Origin of the sequence: Rhizobium sp. G21 (genome assembly GCF_014158035.1) — a bacterium.
Classification (GTDB): Bacteria; Pseudomonadota; Alphaproteobacteria; order Rhizobiales; family Rhizobiaceae; genus Rhizobium_E.
Genome location: NZ_JACFXW010000001.1, coordinates 3,053,495 through 3,067,704 on the forward strand (window position 1 = coordinate 3,053,495; position 14,210 = coordinate 3,067,704).

At 61.2% G+C, this 14,210-nt stretch carries 9 protein-coding genes and 1 pseudogene; 1 reads left to right on the plus strand and 9 read right to left on the minus strand.

The window, feature by feature from the left end:
• Window positions 1-137: 137 nt before the first annotated feature.
• From brxL to H2O14_RS15395, 9 genes and pseudogenes are all read right to left on the minus strand, one after another.
• Window positions 138-1,502, minus strand: a pseudogene (brxL, locus tag H2O14_RS27555) (BREX system Lon protease-like protein BrxL); the annotation flags it as partial.
• The gene (gene pglZ / locus H2O14_RS15360) at window positions 1,503-3,854 is read right to left on the minus strand and encodes a BREX-1 system phosphatase PglZ type B (protein ID WP_182828335.1); all 2,352 of its coding nucleotides are present in this window, start codon (window positions 3,852-3,854) and stop codon (window positions 1,503-1,505) included. It abuts the pseudogene before it with no gap.
• Complete coding sequence (locus H2O14_RS15365) at window positions 3,851-7,447, minus strand: SAM-dependent methyltransferase (RefSeq protein WP_182828336.1); 3,597 nt, start codon at window positions 7,445-7,447, stop codon at window positions 3,851-3,853. The genes pglZ and H2O14_RS15365 overlap by 4 nt, the downstream gene beginning before the upstream one ends.
• 35 nt (window positions 7,448-7,482) lie before the next feature.
• Complete coding sequence (gene brxC / locus H2O14_RS15370; protein WP_182828337.1) at window positions 7,483-10,935, minus strand: BREX system P-loop protein BrxC; 3,453 nt, start codon at window positions 10,933-10,935, stop codon at window positions 7,483-7,485.
• Window positions 10,935-11,294: a DUF1788 domain-containing protein gene (locus H2O14_RS15375; protein ID WP_182828338.1), complete on the minus strand. Its 360-nt coding sequence runs from the start codon at window positions 11,292-11,294 to the stop codon at window positions 10,935-10,937. The genes brxC and H2O14_RS15375 overlap by 1 nt, the downstream gene beginning before the upstream one ends.
• Before the next feature lie 5 nt (window positions 11,295-11,299).
• Window positions 11,300-11,497 carry a hypothetical protein gene (locus tag H2O14_RS15380; protein ID WP_182828339.1) on the minus strand — a complete coding sequence of 66 codons (198 nt, stop codon included), beginning with the start codon at window positions 11,495-11,497 and terminating at the stop codon, window positions 11,300-11,302.
• A complete protein-coding gene (locus tag H2O14_RS15385) occupies window positions 11,494-11,826 on the minus strand; it encodes a hypothetical protein (RefSeq protein ID WP_182828340.1) in 333 nt (110 codons plus the stop codon). The genes H2O14_RS15380 and H2O14_RS15385 overlap by 4 nt, the downstream gene beginning before the upstream one ends.
• Complete coding sequence (locus H2O14_RS15390) at window positions 11,823-12,260, minus strand: hypothetical protein (RefSeq protein WP_182828341.1); 438 nt, start codon at window positions 12,258-12,260, stop codon at window positions 11,823-11,825. The genes H2O14_RS15385 and H2O14_RS15390 overlap by 4 nt, the downstream gene beginning before the upstream one ends.
• A 118-nt stretch (window positions 12,261-12,378) precedes the next feature.
• The gene (locus H2O14_RS15395) at window positions 12,379-12,771 is read right to left on the minus strand and encodes a hypothetical protein (protein WP_182828342.1); all 393 of its coding nucleotides are present in this window, start codon (window positions 12,769-12,771) and stop codon (window positions 12,379-12,381) included.
• A 540-nt stretch (window positions 12,772-13,311) separates the two neighbouring features.
• Between H2O14_RS15395 and H2O14_RS15400 the strand changes: the two genes are divergently transcribed.
• Window positions 13,312-14,184: a tyrosine-type recombinase/integrase gene (locus H2O14_RS15400; RefSeq protein WP_246697407.1), complete on the plus strand. Its 873-nt coding sequence runs from the start codon at window positions 13,312-13,314 to the stop codon at window positions 14,182-14,184.
• Window positions 14,185-14,210: the final 26 nt, after the last annotated feature.

The following is a 14,210-nucleotide window of genomic DNA, read 5'->3' on the forward strand; positions in this document are numbered from 1 at the left end:
GCGTCAATAGCTTCGTCCGAGTGCAATTCGGGCGTTGCCACGAATTGCTCAACGCCGTCGAGCCCGACTGTGTAGCTGAAAAGCGTGTTCTTGAACTCGCTCTTGAAGACCCGCTTCTGCTGCTCCTTGACACGACGCCGGCTCTCCAGCGCCAGGCGCACTATCCATTCTAGATCTTCGTCTGGCACTTGTGTAGAAGGATCCGGGTGCAGCAGCTTGACCAGGCCACTCACGGTCTTGCGCGCCGCTTCGATATCTCGCCCGGATAGGGCGCCGCCGAAATGAATGCGGCCGTCCAGCACGCTTGCCCGGGATGTCGTCCGCAGCCTCGTCCAGCACTCCGAGAGGAAGTCTGACACCAGCCCAAAGTGATCCGTCAGGTGTTTGCGGGGATCCAGCTTCGGATAATCCCAGCCGGGCGCATAGGCGTGCAGCCGATCCATGAAAGCTGTGTCGTCTCGCATCTCGGGTGGAAGGGGCGCGAGCAGATGACCGAAACGCTGCGCCTGCTCGAGGTCGACGTCCAGGTTGCCGACGAGCACGATGCCGCCCTCGGCACGGATGGAGTCCTTGCCGCGGGAGAACTCGCCGGATGCCATGTAACCCTTCATGATGTTCACGCCATCCTTCGAGTCGAAGGATACGCCGGCGACCTCGTCGAAGCAGACGACGTCATACTGGCAGACGAGGCCGCGCTGGCCGCTCGCCATGTTGACGAACATCCTCGCCACTGTAGCCTTGCCGCCCGAGATCAGGTGAGCGTAGGGCGAAATCTGCTGGAACAGGTGGCTCTTGCCGGTCCCGCGCGGCCCGAGTTCCACGAGGTTGTAGTTGCGCTCGACGAAAGGGATCATACGAAGCAGAGCAACCCTCTTCGCGCGCTCGTCGAACGCGGAGGGTTCGAGGCCGATCGAACGAAGGAGAAAGTCGATCCAGGCGCTGGTCGTGGGGAAGGACCGGCGTCCGGTGTAGAGAAGCTCAAGCACGTCGGACCGCGACATCTGGATCGGACGAAGCGCCTCGATCCCGAAGGGTCGGCCGCCCTTCTCCTGTGCTATGACGCTGTCATAGGAAAGCGTCACCTCGGCATAGAAGCCGTCAATCAGCATGCGCTCGTTCTCGGCGACCATATCGTCGGGGATCCGGACGTCGCGAAGCGCGAGGCTCGGCAACTCGGCGACGTAGCAGGCGTTCTTGGCGTCCAGGCGTGCCCGCACGACGTCGATCAGGCGCACTGAACCCTTGCGGAAGGCCTCGGCCTTGAACACCTCTTCCTGGCCAGTGCGAACGCAGCGATCCTTCAACTGCCTTTCAACGATCTCTAGGCCCTCTGTAATCTCGGCATCGTCCGTCGAAGCGCAGTAGCGGCCGAGCAGGAACTCGACGACGAAGGCCGGAACCGGGTAGGCCTTGGCATAGCGGCGAACGAGATCCTTGCGAACCACAAATCCTTCGAAGGCACGCGATCCGATATCGTCGAGGTTATCCTGGGTCAGTTGCATCTAGTTCACTCCGATCGCAGTCTTTTTCGCATCGATGACAGAACCGTGTTCGTCGAGGAGAACGACGACGACCGGGGTCTCTTCATCGAGGTCTGGATCGACCCGCAGCTCCACGATGGAGCCCTCGCCACCGACGCGCTCTGCGTCGACGCGGCTATCACGGTCGCGTTCCGAGCGACGAACTTCGACCTCGTGTCCCGGCGCCTCTCGATCGAGCGTTACGGAAAGTCTGTAGCGCTTCCAAGTCAAGTTCGAAATCCGTGCGCCGGCACCCGCTTTCACCGGGACGCCTCCGGGATCACCGACGAGAATGTCGGGCACGACACATTCCTGCAGCGACACACCGCCGTGCGCGTAGGCCTCTCCTGCGCGCCAGGCATAGGCGCCGGGAGGCACGGCGATGCGCACATTCGCATCGAACGTCCAGGGTATGGTCATCGCCTCGGGTGCAGCCCCGCCGGCAAGCAGCGCGACACGAGACCACGCGGTCGCCTCCAGCGTCGAGGCCGCGATCGTTGCCTTGGGCAGGCCACCGGGAATGATCAGCCAGCCGTGATCGGTGACGACGCGCACGCGTGGCCAGCCGGCTTGCCTCAGGGCCTGGACACGATGAGCGATGGACTCGATCTCGCTCTCGACCTGTCCGGCCAGGCGCTCGCCCATGGAGTGACCGTCCTTGTCTAGATTACCACACTCGGTCCAGCCTATGGCCTGCGGGGAGGATGGTCTTCGGACCTCTGTCTTTCCGATGACGTCCACGCCGCGTGCCCGCATGGCGGCAACGAGGCATACAGTATCGGCCGGCTTGCCCGATGAGGTTTCGAGGGGCAGGAACTGGTTGGCACGCCCACTACCACGGATCGCATCGGCGACAGGCGTGACCATCGGCTTGGCGCTGGCGGTGACGGTCGGGATCGGCGACAAGCGCCAGGAGAAGCTGACGCTCTCGGATGCCGCCAGCCGGTCCAGCAGGCGCCGGCCTATGTCCAGGCGCAGGCCATCGACGAAGAGAACGCAGGTGCCAGGTGTGACCGTAATTGGCTTAGCCTGCGCAGCTGCGCCGCCGGCGTCGAACGCCGCGCGGAAGCGGGAGGCAAGTGTATCGACCCACGGGAAATAGAGCGCACGAGCTATCTTGCCGATGACGTCTGCATGAGGACCGGCTGAGGCGAGCGAATCGATCAGCGCCGTGTCTGCCGCATAGCCGGCGTCCGCATAGGACTGAGCCAGGCCGGGAACGTCGGAACCGGGCAGCTGCGTTCGCACTTCTGCGGCGAGACGTGCAAGCGGTTCGAGCGCTCTGGCGAGGGGCGCCTCACCGAGCTTTGCCCAGCGGATCCGACGCCGGGTAGCATGCGCGTCCTCAAGCGACAGGACGCGTTTGATGGCTTCAAGATGCGGAAGGTCGGCGGCCTGCGCGAGTTCGCCCGCCAACAGCTGTTCCTGGAGCTGGTTATCAGCGCTGGTGCCTTTGGTGGGTTCGAACATGCCCGGCAGCGTCAGGCCCTCAGCCTTGCGCAGTTCCTCGCAGACGGCGCGATGCTGCTCCGGCGCCTCGTCGACCCGCGCGAGCACCTTGCCCCATGCGCCCTGGCCGGAGGCAAGCCGCTCGACGGCGATCTGGCGCGCGCCCTTCGCGTTCATGTCGATACCGAAGGTCGACTTCACCAGGCCGCAGACACTTTGCCAGGCTTCGGCAGTCCGCGCGGCACGGGCACCATTCGGATCGGCGATCCAGGCAAGCAGCGCGCGCACCTCGTCGGGTTCGATCAGGCGCAGGAAATCCTCGGCGGTCAGCCGGCGGCCGGGGAAGTCGGCAAGAGGGTAGTCAAGCAGACTCGCCAACGCCGCAGCGGCGGAGTCGTCAGTGCGGGTGTCAGTGGCGACGTCCAGGCTGAGGCCTTGGTCGCTGGAGCGCAGGAACGCGCCGACCGTCCAGTCACGCGCCTGGCGGCGGTTTCGGAAGATGTCTCCGCGATACTGAAGTTCGGCGAGCGGCCGCAGCAGTCTCGGCAGAGTCTGGGGATGCTTGAGCTCGGCGCTCGAAATCCCCGGAAGAAGGAACACCGGGACGGTATCAGCGGGTGGCGAGGCATCGAGGGTCGCGTCGAGGAGGCAGCGAAGCCAGATCGCGGGACCGGTCGCATGTGCGGGGTCGTAGGCGCCATGTCGGTAGAGCGCCAGACCACGCTGACGGAGACCCGCGCGGAGCGTCTCGAAGACGGCGGAGAACTGGTTCTCGGGGTCGGGCCAGAGCAGCGCCGCGCGCCAGTGCGCGCCCGACTCGAAAGAGAGCGCTGCATCCTTCAATGAAGCGGCGATGCCGTCCAGGAGTGTTCCGTGTCGGGTCACTCGGCGGCCTCCGATCCTGGCGAGCGCCCGGACCCCTTGCGGTCGCGGGCGGCCTGCTTGAAGGGTCGCGTGAAGTGGAAGTCGTTGTAGCGACGGCCTTTGAACTCCGGGCCGCCGGCAAAGTCGAGGGTTGCCACGTCATGGTCCTCGGCCCAGAACCAGGGATAGTCGTCCTTGTCGCGGTGGGGTTCGCCGCCGCGATCGGCGCCTTCGTGCTTCTTCACGCCGGGCATGACACGCAAGATGCAAGCCTTCTTTGCCTTCGCTCTCCAGGTCGTCGCGGTCAGGAACGGCCGGATGTTGAGGCGCACGCCGTCGTCAATATCTGGCTCCCAGCCGATCGGCTGCTCGTGCAGCGGCTTCCAGCGCACGAAGATATCGTAGGGCGGCTTGCCCTCGATGATGGCTGTGAGCTCGTCCCGCAGGTGCTCGGCGGCGGCGAGGCGATCTTCAGCAGTTGCGTCGCCGCTTGTCACGAGCCGGCGCTGTGTGCCGATCCATTCACCGAGATAGGTATCACGCAACTTTTCCACCAGCCGGCGGCCATCACCGTTCGGAGCGCAGAGCTGGTGATAGTTGACGAGCGCCGAGAAGCCGCCCTTCACGCCGTCCCAGATGTGCCAGATGAAGGGTGTCTGGTGGAAGAGCCTGCAGTGGCCCTCGAAGAAGCCGTCAACCAGCCAGCTCTCGAGATCCTTGTCCCAGCCTTCGGCTTCAAGGCACGCGCGCTCGACGCCGTCTTGCCAGTCCGGACCCCAAGTTACCCGGAGCACGTCGCGGACGCGCTCATGCGCTGCCGGTTCGCCATGGATGGGGGGCAGGCAGACGATGCCGTCGGCATCGACAATGCCAGCCTTTTCGACCTCGTCGGGCTCCACGACAGCCGGGCAGTCCATGAAGGACGATCCAGTCTGGCGCGGCCAGCGATAACCGAGCAAGCGCGCTACGGCGACCTGAAGTGGGTGCTCCGCTAGACCCGGACGGAGTGGTTCGCCTTTCCTGCCGTGGATTTTCGGATCCGCAGCGCCCCTCGGATTGCCGTCAAAAAGCCATTGTGAGGGGTCGTTGGAGTAAGGTGTTCGCGGTGGCAGTCGATTTCTGCCAAATGTCAGTTTTTCGCCCTTCTCAACGATTACTTTCCCAAATGTAGCATTTGTTATGTTTTTCCGAGACTCAAGCGCTCGAGAACGTTCGAAGAATTGATCAGAGAAAACAAACTCAGAAATCCATTCTAGATCGTCTTCTTTCCGGGGCACGATTATTGCGACATTTGAGTCGAACTTTTCTCCGTAGTATGGTGCCCGAGGCAGCGATCGCATTTGTCCGACAGCCACTCCCATCTTACCCCAAGCGGCGTTCCCTCTTTGGTCAGAATTATGAAGCTTGTCGCGCCGGACAGTTTCATCTTCGCGCAGATGGCCGTTCTCGCTGTCGAAATAGATTAAGTCGGTAAGTCCTCTGCAGCCGGTTTCGTTCGAAGGAGCAGTCTGTTGGAAGACCCATTCAGTGGGCACATAGGGGAACTCCCAAGTCTTGCGCTTAAATTTGTCTGAGTCTCCGTTTAGTATACCCGCAAGTGAAACCGCATATTTATCTAGGATTGATCCTGTGCCCAATACAGAAGTTAGTATTCGAGAATCGGGGTTAGAGCGCTGATCTTCCTGGCGTATTGCTTCGAGAGGGCTGTTTTGGATCAAATCCCTTTTTGATGGGATGTCGCTTACCTTCGTGGCATCGATTACGAAATGAACCGATTCTTCTTTTTGGAGAGAAAGGGACGCCAGGGTCGCTAGCGGGCCACGTTTTGCAAAACTTTCCCAAGCCTCTTCCCCCAGCGTCACCACGAAATCGATCGCGGTCTCGCTCAGTATGAAATCACGAAATCTATAGTAAGCTGGCAGAAATAAAATATTTTGTGGAAATACTACTGCTATTGTAGCGGATGATCTTGCTAATAAGTTCCTCTCAATCATCACTGCGGCGAGGTCTGTCTTAGCTCTCTTGTGGTGAGCTTCAATATACGTCTTTAAGCTGGATGAGAAGTCACCGTTGCCAAGATACGGAACATTGGTCGCCACAAGCGTAAAAGGCTTTGAAAGCAATTCTGCTGCTTTCACGAGTCCCTGGGCCGTTACCGCTGCCTCGCGGACTTCCGGGTCGCCAACTCTACTCAACACCCTGCCTATGGTCGTAGCGAGACCTTCAAAGCCTTCAGAAAATAGAGTTCCGTAGACGCCAAGTGCACGAAGGGGATCTATCAGTGAACCAAGAATTGGCGCTTGGGCGAACAAGTCATAGAGACGTTCAAGCCCTCCTCGACGTCGCGAAAGTGCCATTTCCTCCATGGGGTTACGTTCTCGGCCGAGCAAATCTGCTGGGCCTCCAGCGAACCCCTCCGCTTCCGCGATCTTCTCGGCGAGCCTTACGAATTCTGCCTTACCCATACCGATCGCCAGTCCCGAGCAGGCAAGGTGAAGGTTGGGCAGCGGCCGCACGCCACCAAGCCGCTTCCAGGCGGCAAGCGCCAGCGCGAAGGCAGCGATCTGCGTGCAGCGCGGGTCAATCTCCAGGCCATGAAGGTTGTCGCGGAGGACGGCCATCACTGCCACTTCGTCACCAAGCCCTTCCTCGGCCTTGCGCAGGGCGACGAGAATGTCGAGCGCGAAGACCAGGAAATGGCCCGAACCCATACAGGGGTCGAGCACAGTGATGGCGGACGCCTGCTGCGGCCAGCCTGGGAAAGCTCCGGCAGCGGGACGCCAGACATCGTCCTCGCGCACAAAGCGGAGATAGGTCCAGGCATATCCCGGCAGGGACAACCTGCGGCGCAGTTCGTCCTCGTCGGTGGCGTCGCGTGCAAGATCTGGGTTCTCCGCCAGCTTCTTGCCCGCCCACCAGGCGCCGAGCGTGTTCTCGAGCAGGAAGAGGACCATGTAATCCTCGGTGAAGAGCTGGGTGACGGCTGGCAGCTCGTCGGCGCCGATCTTCACCTCGCTCTCGTTGACCTTCTTCTTCCGGTCCTCCTGCCAGAACTGGTAGGTCCAGCCGAGCGAGTCGTCGGCCTTGAAGGTCTGGGCCGACAGCCCGTCGACGAGATCCGATATGCGCTGGCGCGTCTCCGGCGGCAGCGTCAGCGCGAGCACGGGATCGTCCTTTGGGAAGATCTCCGGCAGCATCGGCCCAGCGAATTCTGCGGCGACCTCGGCTACATCGCGCCCTTCCGCTTCCGCAATCTCTCGCAGCTCGTCGGGACGCACGGGAGCGTTGCCGGCATCCACATCGACGAGGAGCCCGTTCTCAAGCAGGAACCGCGCAAACAGTGCCCGGTGCCAGTGGGCATAGGCGATTTCGCGCACGAGACGTGGCATCCGCGCCGCGTCACCGGTGTCGAGCGTGTCGCCCAACGTCCTGGCATGCGCACGCAACCGAACACGCAGAGCGGCATCGGTCTCCGACAGCCAGGTCGGCCGCTTTGCGTCCGCGACGCCCAACTGACGCAGGGCTGCCTGCGCACCTTCCTCTGCCGCGATACGCGCCTTGCGCACGACGTCGTTCAAGGTCTTGCGGATATCTCGGTTCAGGGCAACGGGCATCGCGGTTCTCATTCTATCTCAATGGTCATCAGAGCTTAGCTGACGAGGGCTGGTCCACGTGCGATCGCCTGCAACAGCTTTTCCTTCTGCCGGGCGGTCCATGCTTCCACATCGTCCGAAGTGCGCAGCGTGGCACGCTCCAGCGTCACCGTTTGCACGGTTGGCTCCGCAAGACGCGCGGCTTTCTCTGCGGCATTCGCCTGGCGCTGGCGAACGGCATCGAGGGCGTCGCGCCAGGCAGAGAGCGGCATCCGGTCGAGCGCATCAGCGAGCGCGCTGTCATCCTCGGTGCGTGGTGCGATGGGTATGACAAGCCCTACCTCCCGGTTGAGTGTCTCCTTCGCTCCGGCGTCCAGATCGGCATAGGCGGGCAGGCCCGACAGTTCTGTTAGCGCCGCACGAATACGCTCGGAGAGCGCCGTGTGGGCCGCAGTGAGCCGCTGCACCAGAAGTTGACGCAGTTCGGCGATCGGATGCGTCAACGGATCCTGTGGATCCAGCAACTGGCGACCCTGGCGCACGCCGTCCAGTTCGATGCGGACGCCGCTAGCTTGTGGGATGTCCTCGGCATGACGGGCGAGGCGCGTGATCAGGTTCCAGCGCACAAGGCGCTGCTCCTTCAAGCTGGCCTGGCTGCGCCATCGCGTAATCGCCGCGTCTATCTCTTCACGGTGCTGTATTAGATGGGCCAGCAGCGCGTTACCCGCCAGCACCTGAGCATCATCCTCAAGCGCCAGGTGTGGGGCGGCAGGCAGAGGAGCGTCACCACCAGCGCTCTCGGCCAGGCGCCGAAGGGCACGCACGAAGTCCCTGGCCGATCCGGCCAGATCGTCGTCGTTCGTGTCCGTCACCAATGTGCGAAGGAAACCGCGCAGCTTGATCTTGTCGCGCGGAGCGATCTGAACATCTTCGGACTGGAATGTTGCCTTGCCGATCGCCGGCTTGTCCAACGCCTGCGGGGCTGCAGGCTCACCGTTGACCGTGGACTTGAGCTTGCCAAGCCGGACAAGCGCGACCAAGGCTGCGTCGACGGCTTCCGACGGCCATCCATAAGGCGCGCGCTCGAAGGTGCGGCGGAGCTCGGCGCCTGTGCGGCCCGCTCCGATCTCGCCGAGAACGGCGCGGCCAACGGCGTGCTGGTCGGCATCACCAGAGTGCCCGACTGCCGAGAACGGTTGTTCACCGCCCTCGCGCGCACTTCGGAAGGCTTTTTCCCATAGCGCTGCCTGGAAGTCGGCTTCCTTGAAACGAGGAAACATCCGCTTGCGGGCAGTATCGTTAGCAGCCTCGAGGCGGGCAGCAAGCGTTGCCTCCTTCATCTCGGCGCCGCCGCCGACGAACACGATCGCCTCGTCAACCAACTGGCGGACGAGCTCAGTCGCCCGCTCCTCGGCGGCCTTCTCGCGTGTCTCCATTCCACGGCGCGCCTCGTCTCCGCTCGGCCCGTGTCCGCCGCCGCGTTGCGCCACGACGGCGCGGGCGGCGAGCATGTCGGCGATCGAATCGCGGAGCTCATCACCTGATGGCTTGGGGACATAGAGGTGCACGATGGCGTCTTCCGATCCGCGCGCACGCGCAGCATCGCGCGCTTCTTTCTCGGAGCACTGCCAGCCTGTGCGGACCCAGAGAGCGATATTTCGATCGTCGCTTGCTGGCACGCGTTCACCAAGATGTGGAACAAGTCGACGCGGCACCTTGGCGTCACCATGAACCCGCGAGACGGAAGTCAGCACCGCATCGCGCGCCGCCTCGAGCATCGCCTCTCGCTTGTCGCCAACAGCAGCGAAGTCGTTGGCATACTGCCCTCTATATTTTCGGAAGTCCTGCTCCCAGGCGCGACCTTCCGCAGTTTGGATTCGCACCTCTGTGCCGATCTGGACCAGATCGCCGTTTTTCACCATGCGATCGACGAGGTCGCGCACACGGCTGCGGAAAGCGCCCTGGTCGATGGTCAAATCATCGACGAGAAGATCTGCCAGGTGCTCAGGATTTGCGCGCACGCCGATATCGGCACCGGTTTCACGCGGTAGGCGCGAGATCAGATATGCCAGAGCAGCAAGCCGGCGGGGGAGATCGCCATCGACCGGGTATTCTTTGTTCAAGCTTTCGATGCGTTCCCAGGCGTCCCGAGGTAAGTCTCCAGATTGGACGAGGCCGGCCTTGAGCGCGTCATAGAGCACCTCTGCGGAAACCGCGGCGCCCAGGGGCTTGTCGGCGATATCGCCGAGCGCATCATGCAAGATCCGAAGTTGGGACCGGAGCTGCGCCTGCGTGCCCTGCCGGTCAAGCGCCCTGAACGCCGCCTCCCAGAAGCGTCGACGCACCGGAAGCAGAGGGTAGTCATCGATGCGGATGGAGCGGTCCTCCGGACGTTCTGCGATGCGCGTCGACTGCAATTGCCGGGATACTGCAGCGGCATAAGAGTCGAGCGACTTGCCGATCTCGTTCCGTTCGGATGCCTTCTTGCGCAACAGGACCTTTCGCGTGACTGTTTCGACGTCGGCATCGTCGAGCTGGACGCGGATCGTGAAACGATCGAGGAGTCGGATGAGCTGCGGCATGCTCGTCAGCGCGCTCTGCCCGGCACCTACCAGCATGACCTTCGATTCGAATTCCTTGGCGAAGGTTTCCGCGATCTCGGCTATGGCGCCGGCCCGGTCCTGGCTTTCACCGACATAGATCTGCACCTCGTCGAGCACGACCAGCGTCAGAGGCAGGCGGCCGTTCCTGCTGCGAAGTTTCAGCACCCGTCGCACTGTGTTCGTGAACTGGTCCTTGGTGATGTCGAAGTCCGGTGAACGAAATTGCGCTCGAATGGCGTCGCGCACATCTTTCGTGGTCTCGCCAAGGGTCCTGTCGGTTGACAGAAGAGCATCAGCGATCAAGGGGCTGACAAAAAGATCCTCGACTTCTTGCTCCAGCGTGCTGCCCTTCGCCTCGATCGCAGCCCGGACCTGGGGCTCGATGGCACGGTCTTTGAGAAAGAGCATGAATTGCGCCTGGCCAAAGTCTCCAGGCAGACCGGCCGCCTTGAGCATGATCGCCAGAACCGAGTAACGGGGCCGCTCCGCCTGTCCGGACAACATCGTGCCCGCTGCAGCGAAAGTGCCCCCGGCGCGAGTGGCTTCCTGCTCGAGCTCCTTCAACGCAGCGCGAACATCATCCGGAACTTGGGGCACAAGCTGGACAGGTGTCATGCCGTCCGAGAACGCGCGATTCTCCCACAGGAAGGTCAGCATCTTTATGAGATGCGACTTGCCGGAACCATAGAAGCCACTCACCCAGGAAGCCTGCTGACTCGACTTGCTTAGGTCACGAACAAAGCTCTCGGCGATGCGCACGATGCCATCGGCATAGCGCCCCTCGCAAACGAAGCTTGCAAGCTCACCGCGAGTCTCCGCTTCGTCCGAGCCAATTCGCGCCTGGCCGTTGTTGATCAGGCGATTTTGTCTTGGGTCACGGTCGAGAACATCAGCAATCAATTTCATCAAACATCTCCGTGGTCGTCCAAGGTTATGGGAACAGCGTGATAGTCCCAGCTCTCTCGGGCATCGAGCAATCGGTAGCGCCCGTCCTGAACCCGCCCCGGGAAGAACACCAACAGTCGTCCTTGGATCGCGTGCTCTACACGCGATAGGACATCGGACAGGCTGGTAAAACCAAAAAGAGAAGCGACACCATATAGTGCCAGAATTCCGTTCGGGCCAAGATCCTTTGAAGCAAGCGCTGCTTCGACCTTCTCTGCGATTGCGGCCGCGATCCTGTCCTCCGCAGCGGTGCCAAGCTCGTTCGGCTCCTCGAAGTAGACATCGCGATAACGATGACCTGCGAGCCAGTCTGCGATCACTGGAGTTACATCGAGCGCGCTCCAGCTTTTTCCGGCAGCTCGAGCACCTTGGGCGAAAAGCTCGATCTTTTCCTGAGCGCTCGTTCGTCAGATGGATCGTAGACCACCATGATTACTCTTTGTGCGCCGGATGAACTCGCTGGCCAACCGATAGCAACGTGAGCCGTAAAAGCACCAGCCAGGCGATCGATCTTGGACATCATGCCAGCGCCCCCTCTGCGGACAGTCTCGATGCGTCGATCTCGATAGAGGGACCGAGCTGTCGGACATTGATCAGCCCAGCCGCGCGCGCCCTTTCAAGCATTTCGATTTGTTCGCGCGCGTCGAGATCAAGGATGCCCACCCAACCGCTCGTAAGGATGTCCTTGCCCTTGAAGCCGGCGGCTTGAGCCAGCCAGATGGCAAATGTCAGTGCTGCGGGCGTCGCCGATACCTTCGTCCTCTTCTTGAATGTTCGCCCAACAAGATGCCCTGACTGGGCCCAGGAACTCGATGCGTTTCTGACCACCTTGTCCAAGGTGGCATCGTTCAATCGACCTCCAACCACAGCGGAAACAGCGCTACGAAGAGCATCTCGCACCAGGTCCGAGGATGGGGGAGATCGATGATAGACCTGGCCGTCGCCCTCAGCAGCGGATCCCTCGCCAGGGCACCCAGGATAGCTAGAAGTGGAAGAGATTTCTGGTCCCTGACCCAAAGGTGCGAGAGTGTTCGGAACATCGGAACTGAGTTGTCGAGGCCATAAAGCTCCCTCAGTCGCTGGAGAGACAAGGCACGCCCCGACGTCGTATTTTTCTCGAGAAGGTTCTCGTGCAACACGATCGCCTCGAGCGCCTTGTCAGAAGCTCCTGTCCGGAGGACGCGCTCGAGTTCTGCAAGCATGATGGTGCGACTCGTATGCGTGCCTTTGGCCCCTTCTCGGAAGCCTGCGCTATCTTGAGCGTTGATAATGAAGTTTGCGTCCACGTCACTCTCCCTACTATCAAAATAGAGCACACTATTGGCCGCTCGACAAGAGCGCTCGCAATCCGCCGGCAAGTTTGCCGGCGGACTCATGGGCGTATTGTGGTTGGTAGACATTACCTCAGATGGTTTTCATAACGAGCTTGAGCCGCGCACGAATCCTGTCGCTCAGTTCGGGCACGGTCCCGCCAAAGATCTCCCGAAGGGCAAGGATCCAGGACTTCTCCACGGGGTCAGTGTAGTTGAAGCGAACTTCCTGCAACCACTCGAAGACCGCAGGCGAGAACCATTCCCTGATCGCCAGGGTAAGAAACTCTCCGTAGTCACAGCCGAACACATCACTAAGCGGATCGATCAATTCGAGCGGCGGCCGGATTTCGCCCTCCGCGAAGGCGCGGATAAGATTTCCGTTCTTGAAGCCACAGATGACACCGATCTCATCGTCGGAGAGCGGGCAGCGATCTACGTGCTCCTTGATGTAAAGTGACAGGGGAGATTCGCGCTTCTCGAGCATCGTAGATCCTTTCGATCTTTCGTTGTTGATGCTTGAGTTATAGCGATGGGCATGTTGGGAGTGCGTGGGAGCTCGCAGCCAAGTTTTTTTGATATTTCGCGGCATCCTCGTGGGACGATTGCTATAAACAGAGTAAGCGGTTTCTTACGCGACATCCTTGATGTTCACATGCCTCAAAAGAGGCAACAATTGAGTAGTGCATGGCTAGGACGCAATCCAATTTTCGACAGTCCGATCTTCAGCGCGCGGTGAAGGCTGCGCGCGCCTGTAATTTGCCGATCTACAGGACTGAGATTGGTCCGGACGGAACGATTATCCTCGTTCACAGCCACGACGGCAGGATCGAGCCCTCGAACGAACTCGATCGGTGGATGGCGCGCCGTGCGAATTAAATTGAAGGGAATTAACCGGGTCGCTACTCGCCTGGCTGATGGAACGGTCGCCTAATACTACTACGCCTGGAAGGGTGGCCCGCGTCTGCCCGGGAAGCCGGGCAGCGCCGAGTTTATAGCCGCCTACAACGAGGCAGTAGCGAAAAAGATGAAGCCCGCGGCTGGCAGCCTGCAGTCGATCTTGAACGGATTTCAGGTGTCGACCGAGTGGGATGATTTAGCGCCACGCACGCGTAAGGACTATGCTGGCAAGATCGCAGAGATCGAGAGGCTGTTAGGTGATTTTCCGATCAGCGCGCTCTCGGACCGTCGCGCCAAGGCAATCTTCCTCAAACACCGCGACGAACTCGCGGTGAAGTCGCGTCGTCAAGCTGACTATTTCTGGCAGGTGCTCGCGCGCATCTTGTCCTGGGCGGTTGGTCGTGGCTTGGCTCCAGCCAATCCGTGCGAGAAAGGTGGTCGCACCTATCGGGGCACCCGGGCCGAGAAAGTGTGGACCGAGGATCATGAGGCCGCATTTATGGCGTCTGCGCCTGCTCATTTGCGGTCTGCCTTCATGCTGGCGCTCTGGACCGGGCAGAGACAGGGAGATCTGCTTGCTCTTTGCTGGTCGCAGTATGACGGCAAGACCATCCGGCTCAAGCAGAGCAAGACGGGCGCGCATGTGGTCATTCCTGTTGGTGCTCCGCTGAAGAAGGTGCTTGATCGCCTGGATCGCTCTGACGGCCCTATCCTGCGCAACAGCTACGGCGAGATATGGAATGCTGACGGATTTCGATCCTCGTGGAAGAAGGCGTGCAAGGCTGCTGGCGTTACCGGTGTCACGTTTAATGACCTCCGCGGCACCGCGGTGAGTCGGCTCGCACTCGCGGAGGCTACTGAAGCGGAGATCGCCACGATCACCGGCCACAGCCTCAGAGACGTCCGCTCGATCCTCGATGCACACTACCTCAACCGGGATCCGAGGCTCGCCGAGAATGCCATCCGCAAGCTCGAAGCGAGAACACAGTCTTCCAAATGAGCGCCCAAATGCCCGAAATGGTTCCA

Excerpts from the sequence above, each read along its gene's own strand:
- H2O14_RS15400 (WP_246697407.1), top strand. The coding sequence starts at position 13,312 with ATGAAGCCCGCGGCTGGCAGCCTGCAGTCGATCTTGAACGGATTTCAG.
- H2O14_RS15365 (WP_182828336.1), bottom strand. The coding sequence starts at position 7,447 with ATGCCCGTTGCCCTGAACCGAGATATCCGCAAGACCTTGAACGACGTC.
- H2O14_RS15380 (WP_182828339.1), bottom strand. The coding sequence starts at position 11,497 with ATGATGTCCAAGATCGATCGCCTGGCTGGTGCTTTTACGGCTCACGTT.
- brxC (WP_182828337.1), bottom strand. The coding sequence starts at position 10,935 with ATGAAATTGATTGCTGATGTTCTCGACCGTGACCCAAGACAAAATCGC.
- H2O14_RS15395 (WP_182828342.1), bottom strand. The coding sequence starts at position 12,771 with ATGCTCGAGAAGCGCGAATCTCCCCTGTCACTTTACATCAAGGAGCAC.